A 19,341-nucleotide genomic window follows, 5' to 3' on the forward strand; every position below is an offset into this window, starting at 1 on the left:
ATGTCAAATACCCAATTAAATATATGATCTTAACTCTCATAAAAATTAACTAAATATTAACAATAATTTAACTATACGTTTTATTTTAAATTTTATTCACAAGATACTTTGGAGAACTTCCTTTTAATACATCAACAACGTTTTCTGCTGTTTTTCTTTGAAGTTCAATTTGTGATTCTTCTGAATACCAAGCTACATGCGGGGTTAATATAACGTTCTCCATTTTTAATAATGGGTGATTATGCCTAATTGGCTCTTGCGAAACAACATCAAGCGCTGCACCACCAATCTGGTTCTTTCTCAACGCATGTATTAATGCCTCTTCATCTACTACTTCCCCTCGAGAAGTGTTAATCATAAATGCTTCTTTTTTGGCATGATTGAATTGCTCCTTACCTATCAATCCCTTTGTTTCATTCGTAAGTGGAGTATGAACAGAAATAAAATCAGATATTTTCATTAGTTCATTTAAACTAACTACCTCTGCTTTATACTTATCAGCTAGCGACTTTGAAATAAATGGATCGTAAATAACAAGTTTTAAACCAAAAGATATAGCTTTTTTAGCTAAGTTTTGGGGGATACTCCCAAAACCTACAAGCCCTAGAATACGACCTTTTAAGCGATAGATCGGCATACCAACTTTATAATCCCATACATCATTTTTTACTGCTTTATTTAATTGAACGATTTTTCTAGCACATGCTAAAAGCAAGCTGAAAGTATGATCAGCCACCTCTTCCATACAATAATCTGTAACATTGGTCACATATATACCGTGTTTAGTAGCTGCCTCCAAATCTATTGTATTTACTCCGACACCATATCGAGCAATGACTTTCAAATTTGGCAAACTCTCCATTACTTTTCTGGTAATTGGAGCATATTGATTAATAATTGCATGGACACCTTTACCGGCTGAAATCACTTCATCTTCCGTCTTACATTGTGCAGTTATTATTTCTGCTCCAGCACTATGCAATACTTCTTTCTCAATTGTTATACTTTTAAATTCATAATCGCTAATTAATACTTTAAATCTTTTCATGAACATCTCTCCCATAATTAATTAATTAATATCAAAGACAATTGAGGTATAAATGTTATAATTAGCAAAGTAATAACCATTGCAATAAAAAACGGTACAATTGCTCTAGATAATACAGAAATAGACAAACCAGAAATACCTGAGCTAACAAATAAATTAACTCCTAGTGGTGGAGTAATAAAACCAATTGCTAGGCTAGTTACCATGATAATTCCGAAATGAATAGGATCAAAATTTAAATTAATTGCAATTGGTAATAAAATTGGGGTCAAAATAATAATCGCAGCTAAAGTATCCATGAAACATCCCACAATTAACAATAGAGTGATTATTAAAAACACAAGAATGATACGCTCATCTGTAATAGATAACATTATATCTGCAACTTGGGTGGGAATCTCTTCAATAGTTAATAAACGCCCAAATGCAGTTGCCGCTCCAACAATAATTAAAATAGTTGCTGTAGTTAAAGCGCCATCAGCGAATAACCTTGGCAAATCTTGTAGCTTAATTTCTCGGTATAAAAATATCCCTGCCATGAAGCTATAAACAACCGCTACCACTGCAGCTTCGGTTGGGGTGAAAATTCCACCATAAATACCACCTAGTATTATAATGGGAATAAGAAGTGCCCATTTTGCATCGTATAAAGATTCTCCAATTTTCTTTATCGACATTTTCTCATCTGTACCTGTATAGCCCATCTTTTTAGCATATATATAAGACCAAACCATTAAGCCAAATGCTACTAACACACCTGGTATAACCCCGCTAATAAACAAATCCCCAATAGAAGCTGAGCCAATAACTCCATAGATAACCATTGGAATACTTGGTGGAATAATGACTCCAAGCGCTCCGGCGGAAGCTATGACAGCTGTTGCAAATCGTTTGTCATATCCATGATCAACCATAGCTGGAATCATCATTCCTCCTACAGCTGCTACAGTTGCAGGTCCCGATCCAGAAATGGCTGCAAAAAATAAACTAGTAATAATTCCGGCAATTGCCAAGCCCCCTGTTTTGTTACCTACTATTGAGGTTGCAACATTTACCAAACGATGGGAAATCCCTCCCTTTCCCATAATCTCTCCTGCTAAAATAAAAAAAGGTACAGCCATTAAAGGAAATGAATCTACAGATGTAACAAATTCCTTTGCCAAAAAAGACACTGGTAATATATCTATTAAGGCAATGGTTACAAGAGTAGAAAGCCCAATGGATATGCCTATAGGCACACTTAATAATAAAAACAAAGCAAAGCTTGTGAATAGTATGGTCGCTGTCAAGCCCATCCCTCCCTTTTTTCTCTAGGTTATTTTATTTTTTAACTTTTCAGCTGTAAATAATATATCCTGCATTAATCTGATAATACATAATCCTAATCCTACTGGCGCAGCTAGATAAACAACTCCCATAGGTATTTGTAGAGCTGGTGAATCTTGTCCCCAAGATAGTAATCTAATTGTAATATCAGCGCCGTAGTATATTATAATTGTAGCAAATATAATAAATAAACAATTCGTTAAAATTGTTAAAATAAGTCGTCCTCTTTCTTTTAGCATAACTAGTAGTACATCCACTGATATGTGTCGCTTTCTTTTCACACCATAACTAATTCCAATATATACTGACCAGATAAAGCAATAACGTGCAAGTTCTTCAGACCAAGATAATGAACTTCCTAGAACATACCTCATTACTACTTGCAAAAATATAACTAAAACCATTGTTGCGGACAGAATTACTAATAGATATTCTTCTATGTGCTTGTCCAAACATCTTATTACTTTCAATACAAACACCTCTCTATTTTCTAATTATGATTTTGTTACTAAGGTGACTGAGCATTTTCAATGGCATTATAAACATCACTAACCATATCTGTACCAATCTCTTTTGTGTACTGTTCTAATAAAGGTTCAATAGTTTTTTTCATCTCCTTTCGAGAAGATTCTGTAATTTCCGTGTATTCCATTCCGTTATCTTTTAACTTTTGCAAATAATTTTCCGTATCTTTTCTATTTAATTTTCGCTGATATTTTCCAGCTTCTCTGGCTGCTTCAGAAACAACTTTTTGTTCTTTTTCATTTAAAGACTCGTAGAAAGGTTTGCTCATTAAAAATATAAAAGGAGTATATACGTGATGTGTATTTGAAATATATTTTTGCACTTCATAAAATCCTTCAAGATAAATAGTGGAAATTGGATTTTCCTGACCATCTACGGTCCCTTGTTGCATTGCAGTAAAGAGTTCGCCAAACGCCATCGGAGTTGGATTCGCACCTAACTTTCTAAATGCCGATAAATGAAGTTCGCTTTCCATAGTTCTTACTTTTAACCCTTTTAGATCTTGCATTGAACTTACAGGACGTGTTGAATTAGTTAAATCTCTAAAACCATTCTCCCAATAAGCCAAGCCTATTAAATTTTGTTGTGGTAATAGATCTAGTAATCTTTTACCCATTTCTCCGTCCAAAACTTCATCTGCAACTTCTTCATTTGGAAATAAAAATGGATAATCGAATATTAAAAACTCTGAAATAAAGTTAGCTAATGGCGCTGTTGAAGGAATGGTTACTTGTAAAACTCCTAATTGTAAAGATTCTATCATGGAACGATCGTCACCAAGTTGTCCACTGTGAAATATTTTTACATTAAGTGCTCCTTTAGATTTTTTCTCAACAATTTCTTTAAATCTTTCTAAACCTTTATATTGAGAGTGCTGATTATTGTACCCAATACCAGCTAGTATTGTTTTCTCAGTCTCTTCTACTGCACTTCCACTCGCCTGTTTACAAGATGTTAACGTTATCAAAACTAAAAATAAATTGACTAATACACTTTTCTTTCTCATAACTCCCATCACTCCCTTTTAAAAAAGCGTTTGCATAATAGTTCATAGATATTTTGGCGTTCAAATTCTCATCGTCACTAAATTATCTTGATCATTTTAATAAGATTTTTCTAAAATAGACTTATCTATGGATTTTTCTTTAGCCACACCCTTCCACAACTTTTTATTGTTATAGGTATTATACTACAATTTTTAATTGATTAAATCAAGTCAAACAATTTTAGCTTGTATAATTTTTTTAAAGCATTTTTTAGGAGGTGAAAATATGTGTAGCTTTAGTGAACGATTAATAGACTTAAGAGTAGAAGCTGGTTACAGTCAAAAAGAAATAGCCGCAATGTTAAATATGACCGCAAGTGCTTATGGATACTATGAGCAAGGAAAAAACGAACCTTCCATTAACACCTTGAAAAAAATAGCAACAATATATAACGTTTCCACAGATTATCTGGTTGGTACTATTGATACTCCAACACATCAAATTAACTTTTTTATAACAGAGCATTTTTCTCTAACTGAATCTGAATTGACTGTTGTTAAACAAATGAAAGAAAAACAGCTTTTAGCTGAAATGGAAGATAATCCAACCGTAAATGTAGACAAACTTGTTCGTTTTTGGACATTTTTAACAAAGGAAATGAACAGTGGATAAGCAAGAAATAATGGACTTGTAAATTACGTGCAACATTGTTTAATTCTCCAATTTATAAACACCTTCAGCTAAATACTACTTCATGAAGCCATACCATTTTGTCACCACAATGTATGAAATTATGGCATAGTTCTCCATCAACAGAAGTTTTGAATATTATCTTTTACAACAATCCCACGTTGTAACATATGTCTTTTTCCAATTTTTAATTGTCAAAAGAAAAATACCCAATTTCTAATTGTATAATTCTGTTAAAACACCATAAAAAGGGGGTAGGACATGTACAGCTTTAGTGAACGTTTAACAGATGTACGAGTTGAAAACGGATTCGGGCAAAAAGATATTGCCGAAAAATTAAACATTACTACTAGTGCGTATGGCTACTACGAACAAGGAAAAAACGAACCATCTATTGAAACTATCAGAACACTAGCAAAGCTGTTCGACGTCTCCACAGATTATTTACTAGGTCTGATTGATCAACCCAAACACCCCATAAATTTTACTATAAAAGATGATTTCACATTAACGGAGCCAGAATTGCAAACCGTCAAACAAATGAAAGAGCAACAACTACTAAGTGAATTAAGTGAGAATCCTGTTGAAAATGTGGAAAAACTGACGAAGCTGTGGAAATTTATTAATGAGTTGTAGGGATCGGTGCGAGGTTACAGAGTTTAAAACTAACTATTTGGTTAAAATTATTTGATTGTTTTGGTGCGAACCTGAAGTGCACATAAAAACACAGGGGGATTCGCACCATTATTTCATTGTTTTTTGTTAATATTTGGAATAAAATATATGGTATTAACATTGGTTTATAATATTTTTCTTTTTAATGGGTCATTTTTTAATGTTTTTTGTAAACTTTTAGGAAAAAATCGCTGTCGCACCTTATATAGGTGCGTGGATTGAAATGCGTCAACATTAATTTCACTCATATCGTTAACAATAATGGCTATTTTTAACCCTTTCTGATTTTCAAGAAGATGATTGAGCAGAGATGTTTTACCTGCTCCCAAAAAACCACTTAAAACGGTTACTGGTATTTTTTTACTCATTGATCTTCCCTCCTCTATCATGATCCATATATGCCCGACTAGGTGTAGCGCCTTCTTGAAATAAATACTTTCCACTATACCCTTCTGTAGCTTGATCAACTTGCACTATTACCAGTTGGCAAACTCGCATACCAACCTTCAATTGAACAGGGACTCGATTTGCATTAAATAATTCCAAAGTGATCTGCCCAGAGAAGCCCGGATCGATCCATCCAGTATTTTGAATAAAGACACCAAATCTGCCGATAGAACTTCTCCCTTCAACAAAGGCTGTTAAATCGTTTGGTAAACGAATTTGCTCTAATGTTGTTCCTAACATAAACGTGTTAGGCGGAATCGTGACGACTTTCTCATCTGTCACTTGCATTTCATGATAGCTCGCCGGAGGTCCCCCGTCTTCCGGAGTTTCAAGCATATCTTGGCATGGAATACCAAGCTCAAGTGCAAGCCCGCAACAAAGATCCGGAGGTTATGAACGCCTTTGGTTTTCTGCGGACAGCGCATTCCTTGACATGATGGACTCCAATGGAGATTTGTTTAACACGACAACCTCTTCGAAAATTGACCGTGCTGTCACTTCAAGCCGGGTGGTATACGATTTCAGCTCACTACTGAAGCGAAGTCGTGGAGTTATGATGACACAGTTTGTCAAATGCTATCAGATTTGCTGTTGGTAACCTCTCTCAAGGGGATGTGGTCATTTTACATGGTGCAGAACAAGTGGCTCCTGGGATTAAGCAGTATGTCCGAGATCGATTTGACCAGTTATACGACAATGGAGTGCGCGTTTTCCATATTTACAATAGCGTGGATCCGTGGATCGGATGATTGCAGATCGCGCGTTCAATCAGTTTGAGAGTGCGGATTACACACTCCTTGGTGGAATGACAAAGGCGACGATTGCTGAGTACGAAGATGCACTCAAGCAAGAAGTGCCGATTGCCTTGAAGACCCTGCTTGAGCATAAGGAGCGATATCGGTACTATCTGCGTCGCGGGTTTGACAATGTGGTCTTTGCGAGCGATATTCAGATGGTATTTACTAAATAAAGGATATAATATTACATATTACATAATATGTAATGATTTACCTACTGTAAAATAGATATTAACGTAGCGAGGATATGTATAATGAAGAAGGATATTTCCTTCCCAACTTATTATATGGTGAAAAAATTAAAGGGCAGTTACAATCCTCTCCTCTGGAATTGAAAAATAGTGGCGTTCACGATTTTCATATCCGTATTCAAACAGAGCTTATGCATCAATTAGCCATGGAGATGGAAGAGAGCGAAGAATTAATCACATCCACTAAAATTGCGCTAACCAGATTGCTTGACGACCATCTAGCTACAATGAAAGATTTAAGAAATACATACAGAAATATGGTTGGTTCAGGAAAATATGATAAATTAAACACTGCTCATGTCGATGAAATTTTTCGTGAACTAGTTGATGTTGAAAGTGATGGTACACCATTATTAATTGATATAAATGAATTTGAACATCTTCTGGAAAAACTGCGAAAAAGCCAACATGATACGGGGGAAATAGCTTATAACATGGAAAAAATGAGTAAAGATTTTAAACAAATGGATCAAATACTTGCTCAATGGCTGCAAATACGTCAATAAGGGGTGGTGTGGTAATGGGTAATATAAGTGATTGGTGGAAAGATTATTTAGAAACCAATGCACAGAAAGAAGCGTTAGAGAAGAAAATGAAACAGAATTTAGAGAAAAATGTAGATTATCTAAAATTGTCCTTAGAACATAGTTACGCTGTTTGGTCACTTTCTCAAAAGCATCAGAATATTTTAACCAAAGTCAATCAACATTTTGATGGGAAAGCAAGTCGTGCATTGATGAACCGCTTTATAGAGAACATCATTCATCTCCAAGAAATAGATCGTGTTTACAAGGCGAACTATGAACATGTTAAACTGAAACAGGGGTTTTGGTGAAGGTCGCCAAGGTATAATTTTTCTCTCCACATCTCGGAAATTATATCAACTGTTGAAAACCGACACGAAGATGTCGGTTAGGATTATGATATAAAATTTACTTTCTTTGCATGAAAATATTATGTTAAAATTATAAATCTGAGGGCTTAATTGCACTTTCAAAGGAAAAAGGGAGGGTACGTATTTGATTGCAAAATTCAATATAACCGATAAAGATTTAATTGCTCAACAAAAAAATGCTATAAAGACCACTAAGTTCCATAGGATAACTAGAATAATGCAACTAATAGTTTTTTTTCTCTTTGTGGTATATATACTCGCATTTAGCAGACTTTCAACAGATAATTATATGTTCGGGTTAATACTCTGTTTAATTCTTACCCCTGTAGTATGGAAATCCTACGAGTATGCTACAATTAGTCGATCTAAAGGTATTCTTAAACACCACAAAAATAAGTTAGGAGGCTTTACATTAAACTTATCCGATGAGGGGTTCACTAAAGAATCGAAAAATTTAACTGAAAAAGTCCGATGGGATGAGTTGAAACAGCTTAAAGAAGATGAGAAACGTTATTTCCTATATCTTACTGACTTACACGCAATTACAATTAAGAAAGAACCTGAAAATATGAATATTGAAGAAGTGAAGGCGTATCAAGAATTTATAAAACGAAAAGTCAATAAATAAAAAATAGCCCCCGATATTGGTTGGGGCTATTTTTTATTAGAGTTTTAATTAAGCCTGACCGCCATCTATATCATCTTGATCTCCTATTAATAATGCGACAACAGTAGCCACAGTCAACCCAGCTACTACAACAACACCTAATTTAACAGCTAGAGCAAGTAAAAAAATAAAACCTAATACCGCCCCGGCCACTTTAGCCTCCTTTGAAGTAAACGCGTCTATTACAGGAGTCATCACATCCATATCGACTGTAAAGATCACTGTAACAGCAAGTTGAACATTCCCTCCACCGTCTACTGGGATTTCTTCTTTAAAAGCAGTTACTCTGAGTTCTGCGCTAGTTCCCGTTCCCTTTAAAGTCATTTGGATGGCACCAGCACCAATAGAAGTTGCCATATTGTCTATAAAATCTTCATAAAACCCAAGTCGATTTTGAGTAAATTGCGCAATGTTTTCTCCAAGCAGACTCTCAAGGCTTCCGCTTACCCCATCAGGCGTGATTTGAAGTGTAGTTGTTGTTCCTCCTTCTGTAGGAGGATTTAACTGCTCACTGAATTCCACATCAACAGTAACAATATTGCCAATACTAAATGCTCTATGAGTTGAACTAAAATTAATATTCGTTGCAAATAGTTCAGGGTTGAACTCTTGCAATCCCGGTATATTTTTCCCTATCTCTATAAATGCATCGTGTTTTGCTCGATATTCTTTACTAACTTCCGAAGTATCAGGAGGATTTACGGCTGCTACGCCTGGATCTCTGCCAGAATAATCATTTTTGTCAATACCGAGCATTCCAGGGCCCCCAAGACCAATTGTGGTTTCATAAAATTGATTAAAAGACCAATTTTGAGGCATTGGAAAGCCTAAGTTGCCACTATAACCTGTAGACATGTTTCCTACAAAACTGTAATCTGCTGACACTTTGCCGCCTTGAGCTTGTATGCAGGTATTACGAGAGCCATAAACGCCTAACTTGTATTCTGGTAAATCCTTTTCCTTGGCGATGTCAAGTACAGAACGCACTTCTTCTAAATAAGGAATAATATTATTCTCTACTTGAAAACCATAAGCATCGTAGTCTACAGCAAAATAAATCGTTGTACCAGATGGGAAACCAAGCTCATTCGCCGCTCTAATAGCTTTCCATGCATCCTCCCTACCTCTGCCTTGTACAAAGTATTCATGCTCGTAGCCCCCATCTTGGTATATAGGGAATACACGTATACCATTTATTGCGAGAATGCTTAGTTCCTCATGAGTCATTGCTTTCGAACGAAGACCCGCATCGGTTGCCACATTACCTGTTAAATAGCGACCAATAATCTGATAGTTATAATCCCGAAGCGTTTTGACGGTTTTATAATCAATAACTGTAGATGCATCACAAGCAATTGCTGGACGACCTGTATAACCATTGCTCGTTAGTAATTGCTTAATAGTCGGCATATCAGCAATTCCAGTTTCAGGTAGAGTCATAAAATCTTGAAATGTTATTACGGCTAATTCGACGTCATGATCAAAGTCGCCATCATAAGGGTGCGTATCGTATATAGGCATGTTGCACGCAAGCGCCCATTGTAAAATTCTTGTAAAGTTGGCTGGAGCATCCCCCTTTTTTAATGTAGGGCAATTGTCGATAGTCGCAGGTCCAAAATTTCCATTTGCTATATGACCAATTCCTTCTTCATGCTGTAAAGCATATATTAAAGCTTTATTTGTCTTTCTTTCATACACGCCATTTGTTGGGATATAATCAAAATACTGACTATATTCTCTATTAAGCGATTGTTGTATTTCTCTATTATGTGACCTCCCTGAACTATTATTTAATACAAACCCATCTGTATTCAATATGGCTTTCATAAGTTTCGAATCAACAAACCCAGTTGGTTCAATCCCAACATCACTTTCAAAATCTTTAACTTCCTTCTCCGTGTCTTCAAAGAAATTACCTGAGAAACCACCTGGATTATAACCTTTACACCAGAATCCGCCTTGTAGGATTTTAATTAGGTTATTTGGTTTTTCATCTTTTCCCTGTCTCGCTAAACCAGGGAATCTTCTAGCAGTCTCCGGACCAAATGATGGTACTGGTTTTGTTATTCCGAGTTCTATTTGTAAGCCAATGATAAGAGCTTTTACTGTTGTATTGCCTGTCTTCCCATTTTCTGGAATGGTTGTATACCCGTTTTTCCCCTTATACGTTTTGTTTAGCCACTTTTGCACTTCTAATACCATTTTATCCATGCTGAACTCCTCCTTTTTATGAGCTTCTTTTTTTATTCTAAATGGTTAATAATAGCTAAGAATTGAAAATCCGAGATCTTTTATGGATCAACTACAACTTCATTATCTTCAATTAGAATTATATAGTCGTTATTTTTCTTTTTAAAAACAGCCATTGCTTTCGCCTCCTATTAAAATGAGCGTTTAATTTAAAATTTCTAAAAACATCCCGCACGCATATTAATTATGATAAAAGTAACGAAGATAAGAATTTATTCCATCTAAAATAAACTCCATAACGTGATAACATAAAAATCCCTCCTTTTTTTAATTCAAAATTTTAATCCTATTTATTAAAGAGAAAGATAGCACTCGAAAATCAAATAAACAGTAAAAATAATACTAATGTGGCAACGACACTAACGGTAATCACTGCAATACCAAACAATTTAGTAATTTACCCCTTAACTATCTAAAATATTTTTTTTATTTGTTTAGAATTATAACCTCCACAATATACTCTTTTTCTGTATCTCTAATAGTTACAAATGGTATTCCTTGTATTTCATACGCCTTTAGTTCTCCCTTATTTTTTCAATATCTATATCTTTAAATTAAAATTGATAATTATTTTCGCCTAACCATGCCACTATTCCTGACAAAAAGAACACCGCTTCACACCGTATACTGTTACTTCTCCTTTCATTAATCTCTCTTTATATAAGAGTCATGAGTAACGTAAAAATCAAAATTTATTCAATTGGTGTAATTTTTTTGTAAAAACCTATATCGTCGGTTCGAATCCGACTAACACCTTTAAAAAAACTCTTTCTCTAAATATAGAGGGAGAGTTTTTTTGTGGAAAAAATGCTATAATGGGAACATGTGTTCTTTTTATGAAAATAAAACTATTCATTCACCTAAAAAAGAATCTAATTCTAATATGGAACAAGATACTCAGCACTCTACTGTTTTGCGTAAAAAAATAGCTTATTTGGGATAATTTTTACCTATATTTGACTCACAATTGCTCCAGCTAAAGCAGTGGTTTGGAAGTCTGCCACAGAAAAAAACTTTGTTCCTGCTTTGTTTTTGCATGTATGCAAGCAAAATTCGCAGGAATTAGCCACGCGAATTTACAGAAAAAACATATTAAAAAAAGAGCGCCGCAGCACTCCTTTTGGTTTATTTTAATATACAGTGGCTTTTCTTGCCCTCTTCATTTGTTCCAATTTTCTTGATCTTTTTTATACGCATCTATACGATTATTTTGTTCAAATTTTTTGAGGTAGATAGCATGATTCTGTTGTTTTTCCTTAAAGACATTGGTGGTTTGTATTTTCTTTTCTAACATTTTTCCAATCGACACATATATCATCTCCCCTCTATAACTATCAAAAATATTTCGCCAGACAATCAAAATATCCCATACCGAGTGTAGTATGAGATATGGTTATAAGGGTGTTATTTTCTATACACCTGTCCTCTATTATCAACTTTCAATACATTGACCACAAGTTTCTGGTCAATAATATCGAAAATAATTCTAAAGTTAGCAACTCTTTTTCTATAAGCCTTGTCACCTTTTAACTTCTTAACATCTTTTGCTCTATAGGGGTTTTCAGACAATTCCAGCATAGCATTTCTAAGTCTTTTCTTGGTGACTTTATCTTGCTTATCAATAAATTTTTTAGCTTGTTTGGAGAAAATAATATCGTACATTACTAATCCAGCTCCCCAAACACTTCATCAAATGAATAAGACTCTCCATTTTCAATTTCTTTTCGTGCGATTTCCAATTCTTTTTTGTCTTCATCGCTCACGGTTTCTTCGCCGATCATTTTTTCAAACAAATCTGCAGCTTTTGGTAATTTATCTTCTGGAAGGTCATCAATTAATTTGTGTAACATTTCGCGATTATGATCAAAGATGTGACTCATTTCTATCACCTCATTTATTTATATTTTATCATATATTCTTTTGTTATTCCAAAGTAGGTTTTGAAAACTAAACTAAAGGCGAGGGATTTTTTTAAGCCACAGAAAAAACTTTGTTCCTGCTTTGTTCCTTTTTGGGGTCAAAATGTTCCTTTTTCGCCCGAAATGTTCCTTTTTTTAATCGTTTTTGCATATATGCAAGTAATTTTTCTTTAAAAACCGCTTTTTTCACCACACGAACATATGTGTCTTTTTGCATACACGCAAGTGATTTACACCTATTTGTTCCTTATTTGGCTCAAATGTCCCTCCAATGTCCCTGGTTTTTCACAGCAGAAAGGAACAGATGAATGCCAGTGTACCAATGGGGCACGCAATTATGTTCCTTTGTTCCTTCTTTTCTCTAAGAAAATACTATAAAAAGTAGTATATGTACATGTGTGTGTTATATATATAAGTTTCTCGAAAAAACCAGGAACAAAGGGACATTTTTTGAATTTGTGTTATTTTGGCGTGTGAAGTCGTGCAATCTACTGAATTATTACTCAATTTTAACGAAACTTAGTCAAGGATTCTCCCTCCTCAACCGACAGGTAGGTGGGGGAGGAATTGCCAATTAAATGGTGAACGGCTCATACTTGATGATTCTTGCTTTTATCTGTTTAGCTTTCCTTGGTTTGCATGGCATCAGAGCCTCACCATGCTTGTTGATCACGAATACGAGCATAGCGTATTCCCTCTTACATATAAGAGTTTGTTTCCCTTCGCCAATGTTAGAATGTGTTGGCAACATCTCAAAGCGAGATGGCTTACGGTTGACTGCTTCTTCCCATAGAAACTGTTTACAGAGCCGCCATAGAGCGTGGGACTAGGGAATCATCCCACGGTATGCAACATTCTAACGTAGTCAGTTAAGCCTTAGGCTAGACAACTAGGGCTTTTAACAAGCCCCCACTTCAAGTCTTATAGACTTAGTGGTGGGTAGTTGACTTGTTGATCTTTTGCTCTATTTTTTCAAGGTGTGACTGGTATTTGATGTCCGGTTCGTAGACCGAAACCTCGACCAGTCCCTCTGATAAAATTAGTTCCTGGTACATTTGGCCGTTTTCCAGGTATACATAAGCGAGTAGCCGGTCGTACGGATCACGCTCCGATACGTCTTGTTCTAAATAAACCGTTTCTCCTTCCAGTAAATCTTTCGTAAAGTCAGCAGCTTCGTCACCGTAGGGTTCAGCTTCACAAGCCGACGGACTAGATTTATGGCAGATCTCTGGCGCATTGACCAATATCGGTCGTATGCGCTCTGTTTTTCCGTTTTCCAGTTTCACATCGAAGGTATCTCCATCAACAACATAAGTTACCACACCTTTTTGATAATCACCCCCGCTTAATTCTTCTGGTGGTGTTTCTGCTGTTAGACTATCTGTAATTTGATTACATGCGCTTAGTAAAAATAACTTTTGTCAGACTGGTTTCTTTTTGTTCCGTAAATATTCTATTGCCCTAAAAATGTATGTATTTTAGCTAGGCAATCTTCAACGATTTCTTCTGGAGCTTGTCCTTTTATTTTTAACTTTCTGGTATTCCAATCTACGCTTTTTACTTTGTCAGTGAGTATAACTCCTGACACAGCTAAACTGTCAGGAAGCGCAACTTCATAACCCCAGCCCCTGACGGTTTTTGTAATTGGGCACAGAACAGTAAATCCTGTGATTTGATTGAATTGTTTAGGGGATAGGACAATCGCAGGTCTTATACCAGCCTGTTCACGTCCTGATTGCGCATCGAAATCCACATATACAAGATCGCCGCGTTCTGGTGCTACCATTAGATTAATTCCTCCCCCTTTATTCCGAAATCAATTTCTTGATGACGATGCTCTGGTTTGCATTGATTTAATAATTCATCTAAGGAATATTCTTTTTTATTCTTAATCGGTGTCAAAATGATTTGTCCTTTTTGATCCAGAGTAATTGTCATTTCTGTTCCTTGATTAATATTTGCTGAATCAGCCATGTCTTTTGGAATTCTAACCCCTAAACTATTACCCCATTTTGATACAGTAGCGGTTGCAGTCATTTTCGGCACCTGCCTTTTGTTTAATTTCGTATTTCTATTATTCATTATAACACGCCCCTAACCAATTGTATATCCATGGTATATACAAAAATTTAAGAAAGATTACTCTTGATTTCTGTACAGAATCTTATGTTATACAATGTACATAAATGCTTGCTGCACACAAGATGTACAAGGGGCGCACCGCATTCTTACAAACATACTTATGGTGTGTACATTACGTGAAAAAGGAACCGATACGGACGGAAATCCGCATCGGTTTTTAATAGTTGATGTGATTAGGCAATCAGTAAACCAGTCATCTCAATAAACTTTGAAACTACTGGTTTGTTTGTTAACGACGCACAATCATTCTCAATTTAAATTTGCGGAAGAAATATCGCCTTTTATTGCATCATGAATTTGTTTCAATCAAAATTACATATATGGTTTTTCAATCTATTAGAGATACTTAGTTGTTCAATAATGGCGTCAGTTAATAATTTTTCTTCTTCTGGTGTTAATTCATTTTCAACTAAGCATTTCGTAAAACTAGCTTGTAACTCCCTTGATTTACAATAACATTGAAAAAACGTAGAGTTGTTCATTTTTCATCCCTCACTTATTTAGTTCTCTTATTGTACTTAGAAGCTCTGATATAACTTTTTCTAAGTTCTCTATTTTCTTTTCAAATCGTACAAATAAATAAACGGTTATCATAATAGGGAACCCAAAGTTACCTAAAATATTAACTAAAGAAGCGATTTCATTTTCCATTACCTATATACCTCCTAAATGAGTAAAGATCATCCTTTTTCACAATCAATAAATTCAAAAAAGGAAGGAGCTTCTAGTGCTTTAAACTTCACCATTTTTTCAAGTATCTTGATTGCAATTTCCTGTTCCAAATCGCTTCTTTCTTGATAGGTCGTATTTCGCAAGTTCTTTTTAATTGTTGGTTCAAATATTGAGAGTATTTGTATTAAGTCCCCATTTTCAACTGCCTCTAATAAATTACTGCTATTCAATATATCACCTCACTAACACGTTTTTTATCTTTTTTAATGCAGCTCTATGGTTATAGGAAACGGTCTGTTCCGACTTACCTAGCACCTCAGCAACTTCTTTATTTTTTAGTCCGTAGCTATAAATCAGTTCTAAAATTCTTAGTTGGGTTGGTTTTAGGTGTTGAAGGCTTTGAAATAAAGATTCGTCTTCTATTTGTTCTAGTAGGCTTTGATGTTTTTCAAACGTATTCACTGTAAGATCCCTTGTTGAGGAGATATAGATATCAAAGATTTGCTGAAAATCTTGTTCAATATTAGAACTTGATTCTTTTTTAAGTGGATAAACAGTTTTATTTTTGTAGTTATTTCGTCTTTTATCATAATCAATGGAGTAAAAGTAGATTAATTTCGATAAATACCCTATAATTTTTATTCCTTTATAATAATTTTGGAATGCATTGTCTAATTTTTTTTTATTTTCCTCGTCACTAGGATCTTCTAATACTTTTTTAAGAAGAATGTAATTGTTCTCATCTTTTAAGAAATTCCGAATAACGGGCTGGTTCATTTTAGATTTGCATTTTTTAACAAGTTCTAATTCTTTCACAAAATCACCTCCTATTATATAAAGAGATAGGAGTTTTATTTTTATAAAAAGAACATATGTTCCCATTATAACATTTCTCCCCTTAAAAGAAACCCTTACTCTGTATTTAAAGAAAGTGACTTTTAAAAAAAGCCGTAATTAGGACGCTCACCGATTTTATTAATTTTTTTTACTGTTTTTTTTGATTTTCGATGGATATCTTTCTCTTTAATAAATAGAATTACAATTTTAAATTGAAAAAGGAGAGATTTTTTGCCAACACGTTATGAAGTTTATTCAAGGCGTCGACACGGCGCTACAAGAAAGAGGAATGTTCATACTGCTTATACGTATGCTGCCCTTTCACATAACAACATCGCTATGCCTGTCTATAAGTCTATAATTGAGGACTATGTTGGAAACTTGTATGGATGTAGATATTCGATTACAGCGTAGAGTTTCAGCTAAGGTCTTTGAAACAGTAGGAGCTCGACTTAATAAAAAGGTATGTGACTATAGGGTAGTCCAGGTCGCGTAGATGTAACCTTTAAAATGTTCGTAAGACAGGTAAACCTATGCGTATCGTATGGAGGCTAGATGGAATAAATTCTCATTCTTGTTACTTTTACCATGATTAGTAAGCATGTAGGGTCATTTTAAAAAGTTTAAATTAAACACTCATTTTAATAGGAGGTGAAATCAATGGTTGTTTTAAAAAAAGGCGATTATGTAATTTTAATTGAGGATAATGAAGTAGCAGTTGATCCATAAAAAATCACGGATGGTCAATTCTTAGCTATTATTAACCATTTAGATGGGGAAAATGAGCTTCTTGAAGCAGAATTATTTTACCATACAGAAGAAAAAGAAGTAGATGCGTTTTTAGATTCTCTTAAAGAGGTTAACTATTAAAAATATCAATTGGTTGAAGATCTATTTATTACAAAGGAGTAAGCAAAAAGCAGAAAGATGGACGATTTGTTATTGGTAACCATCTTCCCTACTTTTACTTTACCTTTTTTATAAGAGTTAAATACTCAAAAACAAGGAGGAGTTCAGCATGGATAAAATGGTATTAGAAGTGCAAAAGTGGCTAAACAAAACGTACAAAGGGAAAAATGGGTATAAAACTATTCCGGAAAATGGAAAAACAGGTAACACAACAGTAGGGGCTCTTATTATTGGTTTACAAATAGAGCTTGGTATACCAAATCCGGTACCAACATTTGGCCCGGCTACGTCTAGAAAATTTCCTGGTTTAGCGAAACAGGGGAAAAATGAAAAACCAAATAATCTAATTAAAATCCTACAAGGTGGATTCTGGTGTAAAGGTTATAATCCAGGTGGTTTCTCAGGTAATTTCTTTGAAGGCACGGAGAAGAAGGTTAAGGAATTTGAAAGTGATGTTGGAATTGAACCGACTGGATTTGTTGATTCGAAACTTATGAAAGCCATACTTAATACAGATGGGTTCAGATACAATGATAAATACCCAGAGTATATTAGAGGGGTAGCATTTAAATAGGGAGTATAGCCAATATTTTGATTATATTCCGACAAACGCTCATTATGAAAGAAAGACAAATACCGCGCTTATTTATGCGTTACAGCATGAGATTGGAATAGGTCATATTGCTAACGGAAATTATGGTCCTTCTACAATTGCTAATACACCGACCTTAAAATTGGAGAATAAGAACACAAAGCAAAACCAAGTTCTACAAATGGCTTTAGCAGTAAATCAATATCTTGAAACAAACTACTTTACAGGCGTATATGACACGGCGGTCTATACCGCAGTTAAAAGATTTCAAGAATTTATGACCTTACCTGCTACTGGGACAGCTGACATGCCAACAATTAAACAACTTTTAACTAGTAATGGCTATACAGGAAGAAGCGCCCCTGCATGTGATGCATCAACAATTGTAGATCGTGAAAAAGCACAAACTCTTGTAGATCATGGTTATAAAATTATAGGGCGTTATTTAACGGGGACGGTTGGAGGAACTCGTTCGAAAGCAATGACGGACTCCGAGTTAAAAATCTTAGAGGAATTTGGAATAAAAGTATTCCCAATTTACCAAGATGGAGGTTACTACCCAGAGTATTTCAACTATGAACAAGGGTTTAGTGACGGGTTTAAAGCTATGGCTGCAGCTGAAAGACTAGGTTTTGGTTATAATACGACTATTTATTTTGCCGTAGATTTTGATGCGTATGGATTCCAAATTACTAATTTAATACTGCCGTATTTAATCGGTGTAAGACAGGCTCTTGATACCACAGGAGGAGAAGCTGGCATAAATAAATTTAAGTTAGGTGTATATGGACCAAGAAGTGTTTGTATTCAAGCAGATCAAGATTCTCGTATAAAAGCAGACAATAGTTTTGTTGCAAATATGTCTACAGGTTTTAGTGGAAATCTAGGTTATACAATGCCTCGCAACTGGGCGTTTAGTCAATTTTATGAGTATACTATTGGTAGTGGTAGCGGTGCTATTGGTATTGATAAAAATGATTACTCAGGTAGAGATAAAGGTGTAAGTAGGTTGACCCTCCAGGTGAAGACCCAATGAGACGACTTCTTTATAATGAAATGATGGATTTAGGTCGACTTTTACCTGGCTTTTTCACTGATCCAAGTATATTCGGTGCGGAATTTGTATTTAATAAAACTTACCCTGTATTACAAAGCCTTTTCTATAATGTATTGGTGGAAACATCTTTAAGCCACTCTTTGGGTGGAGAAAATGCGACTTATGTTTCTGTATCTAATGGAGAAATCAGTTATGACTTAAAGGATATCATCGGAGATGAGTTTATTGGGAAATTAAGTGCATCTAGAAGAAAATCATATGAAAATCAACTAAGTGGCTTAGCTGCTACCATTGGAAATGGTTATATAGAATTTACTGCATATATGGATGGTATGAAGCAAGTTTCTAAAATAACTGCTTATAAAGAAGAAATACGTATAGATCCGCAAAACAAAATAGGTTTGGCTGTATCTGTTATTTTTGAAGTTATTCCGACAAGTACAGCTAGCCCTGAGTTTGAGCGATTAAAAGAGGTGGCACAAGAAGCTGCAGCGATTTCATTTGTGACATTAGGTGCAGTAACTGCATTACGAATTATAGCAACAGCTGCAAGATTTGGAGGACCGCTAGGGTATGCGGCTAGTGTAATAGCTGCATTAATATTAGGAGAAATAGAGGATATGGAAGCTGAACCTTCAGCGTAAAAAAAAGAGAGA

The 19,341-nt window shown here is 35.0% G+C and carries 27 protein-coding genes and 1 pseudogene; 10 read left to right on the forward strand and 18 right to left on the reverse strand.

The window, feature by feature from the left end; translation table 11 throughout:
* Positions 1-85 precede the first annotated feature (85 nt).
* The 4 genes from KBP50_RS14385 to KBP50_RS14400 are packed head-to-tail and all read right to left on the reverse strand — an operon-like array spanning position 86 to position 3,905.
* Positions 86-1,048, reverse strand: coding sequence for a C-terminal binding protein (locus KBP50_RS14385; RefSeq protein ID WP_050351923.1), 963 nt, complete (start codon positions 1,046-1,048; stop codon positions 86-88).
* Positions 1,049-1,065: 17 nt separating this feature from the next.
* Entirely contained in the window at positions 1,066-2,337 is a 1,272-nt protein-coding gene (locus KBP50_RS14390) for a TRAP transporter large permease (RefSeq protein WP_050351922.1), read from the reverse strand.
* A 21-nt stretch (positions 2,338-2,358) separates the two neighbouring features.
* A complete protein-coding gene (locus tag KBP50_RS14395) occupies positions 2,359-2,853 on the reverse strand; it encodes a TRAP transporter small permease (RefSeq protein ID WP_373688093.1) in 495 nt (164 codons plus the stop codon).
* A 29-nt stretch (positions 2,854-2,882) separates the two neighbouring features.
* On the reverse strand, positions 2,883-3,905 hold the full coding sequence (locus KBP50_RS14400; protein ID WP_050351920.1) for a TRAP transporter substrate-binding protein: 1,023 nt from the start codon (positions 3,903-3,905) through the stop codon (positions 2,883-2,885).
* Positions 3,906-4,170: 265 nt separating this feature from the next.
* On the opposite strand from KBP50_RS14400, the gene KBP50_RS14405 reads away from it, so the two are divergent.
* A complete protein-coding gene (locus tag KBP50_RS14405; protein WP_050351919.1) occupies positions 4,171-4,557 on the forward strand; it encodes a helix-turn-helix domain-containing protein in 387 nt (128 codons plus the stop codon).
* Between the two features lie 279 nt (positions 4,558-4,836).
* On the forward strand, positions 4,837-5,211 hold the full coding sequence (locus KBP50_RS14410; RefSeq protein ID WP_050351918.1) for a helix-turn-helix domain-containing protein: 375 nt from the start codon (positions 4,837-4,839) through the stop codon (positions 5,209-5,211).
* Positions 5,212-5,474: 263 nt separating this feature from the next.
* Here the strand turns inward: KBP50_RS14410 and KBP50_RS14415 are convergent.
* A pseudogene (locus KBP50_RS14415) lies at positions 5,475-5,618 on the reverse strand (GTP-binding protein); the annotation flags it as partial.
* A complete protein-coding gene (gene dcd / locus KBP50_RS14420; RefSeq protein WP_050351916.1) occupies positions 5,611-6,033 on the reverse strand; it encodes a dCTP deaminase in 423 nt (140 codons plus the stop codon). The gene dcd and the pseudogene KBP50_RS14415, both read right to left, overlap by 8 nt.
* Before the next feature lie 230 nt (positions 6,034-6,263).
* Between dcd and KBP50_RS14425 the strand changes: the two genes are divergently transcribed.
* The 5 genes from KBP50_RS14425 (at position 6,264) to KBP50_RS14445 (ending at position 8,268) form a co-directional block, all read left to right on the forward strand.
* Positions 6,264-6,446 (forward strand): hypothetical protein, encoded by a 183-nt coding sequence (locus KBP50_RS14425; RefSeq protein ID WP_050351915.1) that lies wholly within the window; start codon positions 6,264-6,266, stop codon positions 6,444-6,446.
* On the forward strand, positions 6,434-6,667 hold the full coding sequence (locus KBP50_RS14430; RefSeq protein ID WP_139325391.1) for a hypothetical protein: 234 nt from the start codon (positions 6,434-6,436) through the stop codon (positions 6,665-6,667). Before KBP50_RS14425 ends, KBP50_RS14430 begins: the two co-directional genes overlap by 13 nt.
* Positions 6,668-6,741: 74 nt before the next feature.
* Entirely contained in the window at positions 6,742-7,251 is a 510-nt protein-coding gene (locus KBP50_RS14435) for a hypothetical protein (protein ID WP_050351913.1), read from the forward strand.
* A gap of 14 nt (positions 7,252-7,265) precedes the next feature.
* Positions 7,266-7,580 (forward strand): hypothetical protein, encoded by a 315-nt coding sequence (locus KBP50_RS14440; RefSeq protein WP_050351912.1) that lies wholly within the window; start codon positions 7,266-7,268, stop codon positions 7,578-7,580.
* 184 nt (positions 7,581-7,764) lie between these two features.
* A complete protein-coding gene (locus KBP50_RS14445) occupies positions 7,765-8,268 on the forward strand; it encodes a YcxB family protein (protein ID WP_050351911.1) in 504 nt (167 codons plus the stop codon).
* Positions 8,269-8,316: 48 nt separating this feature from the next.
* Here the strand turns inward: KBP50_RS14445 and KBP50_RS14450 are convergent, their stop codons facing one another.
* The 12 genes from KBP50_RS14450 to KBP50_RS14500 form a co-directional block, all read right to left on the reverse strand.
* A complete protein-coding gene (locus tag KBP50_RS14450) occupies positions 8,317-10,518 on the reverse strand; it encodes a glycoside hydrolase domain-containing protein (RefSeq protein ID WP_050351910.1) in 2,202 nt (733 codons plus the stop codon).
* A 1,198-nt stretch (positions 10,519-11,716) separates the two neighbouring features.
* Positions 11,717-11,851 carry a hypothetical protein gene (locus KBP50_RS22505; protein ID WP_269082670.1) on the reverse strand — a complete coding sequence of 45 codons (135 nt, stop codon included), beginning with the start codon at positions 11,849-11,851 and terminating at the stop codon, positions 11,717-11,719.
* Between the two features lie 110 nt (positions 11,852-11,961).
* A complete protein-coding gene (locus KBP50_RS14455) occupies positions 11,962-12,219 on the reverse strand; it encodes a type II toxin-antitoxin system RelE family toxin (RefSeq protein WP_050351909.1) in 258 nt (85 codons plus the stop codon).
* 2 nt (positions 12,220-12,221) lie between these two features.
* Positions 12,222-12,437 (reverse strand): hypothetical protein, encoded by a 216-nt coding sequence (locus KBP50_RS14460; protein ID WP_050351908.1) that lies wholly within the window; start codon positions 12,435-12,437, stop codon positions 12,222-12,224.
* A 91-nt stretch (positions 12,438-12,528) separates the two neighbouring features.
* Positions 12,529-12,693 (reverse strand): hypothetical protein, encoded by a 165-nt coding sequence (locus tag KBP50_RS14465; RefSeq protein WP_156875357.1) that lies wholly within the window; start codon positions 12,691-12,693, stop codon positions 12,529-12,531.
* A gap of 712 nt (positions 12,694-13,405) precedes the next feature.
* Positions 13,406-13,798, reverse strand: coding sequence for a thermonuclease family protein (locus KBP50_RS14470; protein WP_050351907.1), 393 nt, complete (start codon positions 13,796-13,798; stop codon positions 13,406-13,408).
* Positions 13,799-13,929: 131 nt separating this feature from the next.
* Entirely contained in the window at positions 13,930-14,262 is a 333-nt protein-coding gene (locus tag KBP50_RS14475) for a type II toxin-antitoxin system PemK/MazF family toxin (RefSeq protein ID WP_050351906.1), read from the reverse strand.
* Positions 14,262-14,558: an AbrB/MazE/SpoVT family DNA-binding domain-containing protein gene (locus KBP50_RS14480; RefSeq protein WP_072741939.1), complete on the reverse strand. Its 297-nt coding sequence runs from the start codon at positions 14,556-14,558 to the stop codon at positions 14,262-14,264. The genes KBP50_RS14475 and KBP50_RS14480 overlap by 1 nt, the downstream gene beginning before the upstream one ends.
* Before the next feature lie 362 nt (positions 14,559-14,920).
* Positions 14,921-15,100, reverse strand: coding sequence for a hypothetical protein (locus KBP50_RS14485; RefSeq protein ID WP_050351905.1), 180 nt, complete (start codon positions 15,098-15,100; stop codon positions 14,921-14,923).
* A gap of 10 nt (positions 15,101-15,110) precedes the next feature.
* On the reverse strand, positions 15,111-15,269 hold the full coding sequence (locus KBP50_RS14490; RefSeq protein WP_072741938.1) for a YvrJ family protein: 159 nt from the start codon (positions 15,267-15,269) through the stop codon (positions 15,111-15,113).
* A gap of 29 nt (positions 15,270-15,298) precedes the next feature.
* Positions 15,299-15,520 (reverse strand): helix-turn-helix domain-containing protein, encoded by a 222-nt coding sequence (locus tag KBP50_RS14495; RefSeq protein WP_128743419.1) that lies wholly within the window; start codon positions 15,518-15,520, stop codon positions 15,299-15,301.
* Between the two features lie 4 nt (positions 15,521-15,524).
* Entirely contained in the window at positions 15,525-16,106 is a 582-nt protein-coding gene (locus KBP50_RS14500) for a sigma-70 family RNA polymerase sigma factor (protein WP_083547293.1), read from the reverse strand.
* A gap of 1,039 nt (positions 16,107-17,145) precedes the next feature.
* Here KBP50_RS14500 and KBP50_RS14505 point away from each other — a divergent pair.
* From KBP50_RS14505 to KBP50_RS14515, 3 genes are all read left to right on the forward strand, one after another.
* Entirely contained in the window at positions 17,146-17,610 is a 465-nt protein-coding gene (locus tag KBP50_RS14505; RefSeq protein ID WP_050351902.1) for a peptidoglycan-binding domain-containing protein, read from the forward strand.
* 199 nt (positions 17,611-17,809) lie between these two features.
* Positions 17,810-18,664 carry a glycoside hydrolase domain-containing protein gene (locus KBP50_RS14510; protein ID WP_050351185.1) on the forward strand — a complete coding sequence of 285 codons (855 nt, stop codon included), beginning with the start codon at positions 17,810-17,812 and terminating at the stop codon, positions 18,662-18,664.
* Complete coding sequence (locus tag KBP50_RS14515) at positions 18,661-19,329, forward strand: hypothetical protein (RefSeq protein WP_050351186.1); 669 nt, start codon at positions 18,661-18,663, stop codon at positions 19,327-19,329. Before KBP50_RS14510 ends, KBP50_RS14515 begins: the two co-directional genes overlap by 4 nt.
* Positions 19,330-19,341 lie beyond the last annotated feature (12 nt).

The sequence above is a fragment of the Virgibacillus pantothenticus genome (genome assembly GCF_018075365.1).
Classification (GTDB): domain Bacteria; phylum Bacillota; class Bacilli; order Bacillales; family Amphibacillaceae; genus Virgibacillus; species Virgibacillus pantothenticus.

Bases quoted from the DNA above. Each gene is read 5' to 3' on its own strand.
- KBP50_RS14385 (WP_050351923.1), bottom strand. From the start codon at position 1,048: ATGAAAAGATTTAAAGTATTAATTAGCGATTATGAATTTAAAAGTATA.
- KBP50_RS14400 (WP_050351920.1), bottom strand. From the start codon at position 3,905: ATGAGAAAGAAAAGTGTATTAGTCAATTTATTTTTAGTTTTGATAACG.
- KBP50_RS14405 (WP_050351919.1), top strand. From the start codon at position 4,171: ATGTGTAGCTTTAGTGAACGATTAATAGACTTAAGAGTAGAAGCTGGT.
- KBP50_RS14410 (WP_050351918.1), top strand. From the start codon at position 4,837: ATGTACAGCTTTAGTGAACGTTTAACAGATGTACGAGTTGAAAACGGA.
- dcd (WP_050351916.1), bottom strand. From the start codon at position 6,033: ATGCTTGAAACTCCGGAAGACGGGGGACCTCCGGCGAGCTATCATGAA.
- KBP50_RS14435 (WP_050351913.1), top strand. From the start codon at position 6,742: ATGTATAATGAAGAAGGATATTTCCTTCCCAACTTATTATATGGTGAA.
- KBP50_RS14440 (WP_050351912.1), top strand. From the start codon at position 7,266: ATGGGTAATATAAGTGATTGGTGGAAAGATTATTTAGAAACCAATGCA.
- KBP50_RS14450 (WP_050351910.1), bottom strand. From the start codon at position 10,518: ATGGATAAAATGGTATTAGAAGTGCAAAAGTGGCTAAACAAAACGTAT.
- KBP50_RS22505 (WP_269082670.1), bottom strand. From the start codon at position 11,851: ATGTTAGAAAAGAAAATACAAACCACCAATGTCTTTAAGGAAAAACAA.
- KBP50_RS14455 (WP_050351909.1), bottom strand. From the start codon at position 12,219: ATGTACGATATTATTTTCTCCAAACAAGCTAAAAAATTTATTGATAAG.
- KBP50_RS14460 (WP_050351908.1), bottom strand. From the start codon at position 12,437: ATGAGTCACATCTTTGATCATAATCGCGAAATGTTACACAAATTAATT.
- KBP50_RS14465 (WP_156875357.1), bottom strand. From the start codon at position 12,693: ATGCAAAAAGACACATATGTTCGTGTGGTGAAAAAAGCGGTTTTTAAA.
- KBP50_RS14475 (WP_050351906.1), bottom strand. From the start codon at position 14,262: ATGGTAGCACCAGAACGCGGCGATCTTGTATATGTGGATTTCGATGCG.
- KBP50_RS14480 (WP_072741939.1), bottom strand. From the start codon at position 14,558: ATGAATAATAGAAATACGAAATTAAACAAAAGGCAGGTGCCGAAAATG.
- KBP50_RS14485 (WP_050351905.1), bottom strand. From the start codon at position 15,100: ATGAACAACTCTACGTTTTTTCAATGTTATTGTAAATCAAGGGAGTTA.
- KBP50_RS14490 (WP_072741938.1), bottom strand. From the start codon at position 15,269: ATGGAAAATGAAATCGCTTCTTTAGTTAATATTTTAGGTAACTTTGGG.
- KBP50_RS14505 (WP_050351902.1), top strand. From the start codon at position 17,146: ATGGATAAAATGGTATTAGAAGTGCAAAAGTGGCTAAACAAAACGTAC.
- KBP50_RS14510 (WP_050351185.1), top strand. From the start codon at position 17,810: ATGGCTTTAGCAGTAAATCAATATCTTGAAACAAACTACTTTACAGGC.
- KBP50_RS14515 (WP_050351186.1), top strand. From the start codon at position 18,661: ATGAGACGACTTCTTTATAATGAAATGATGGATTTAGGTCGACTTTTA.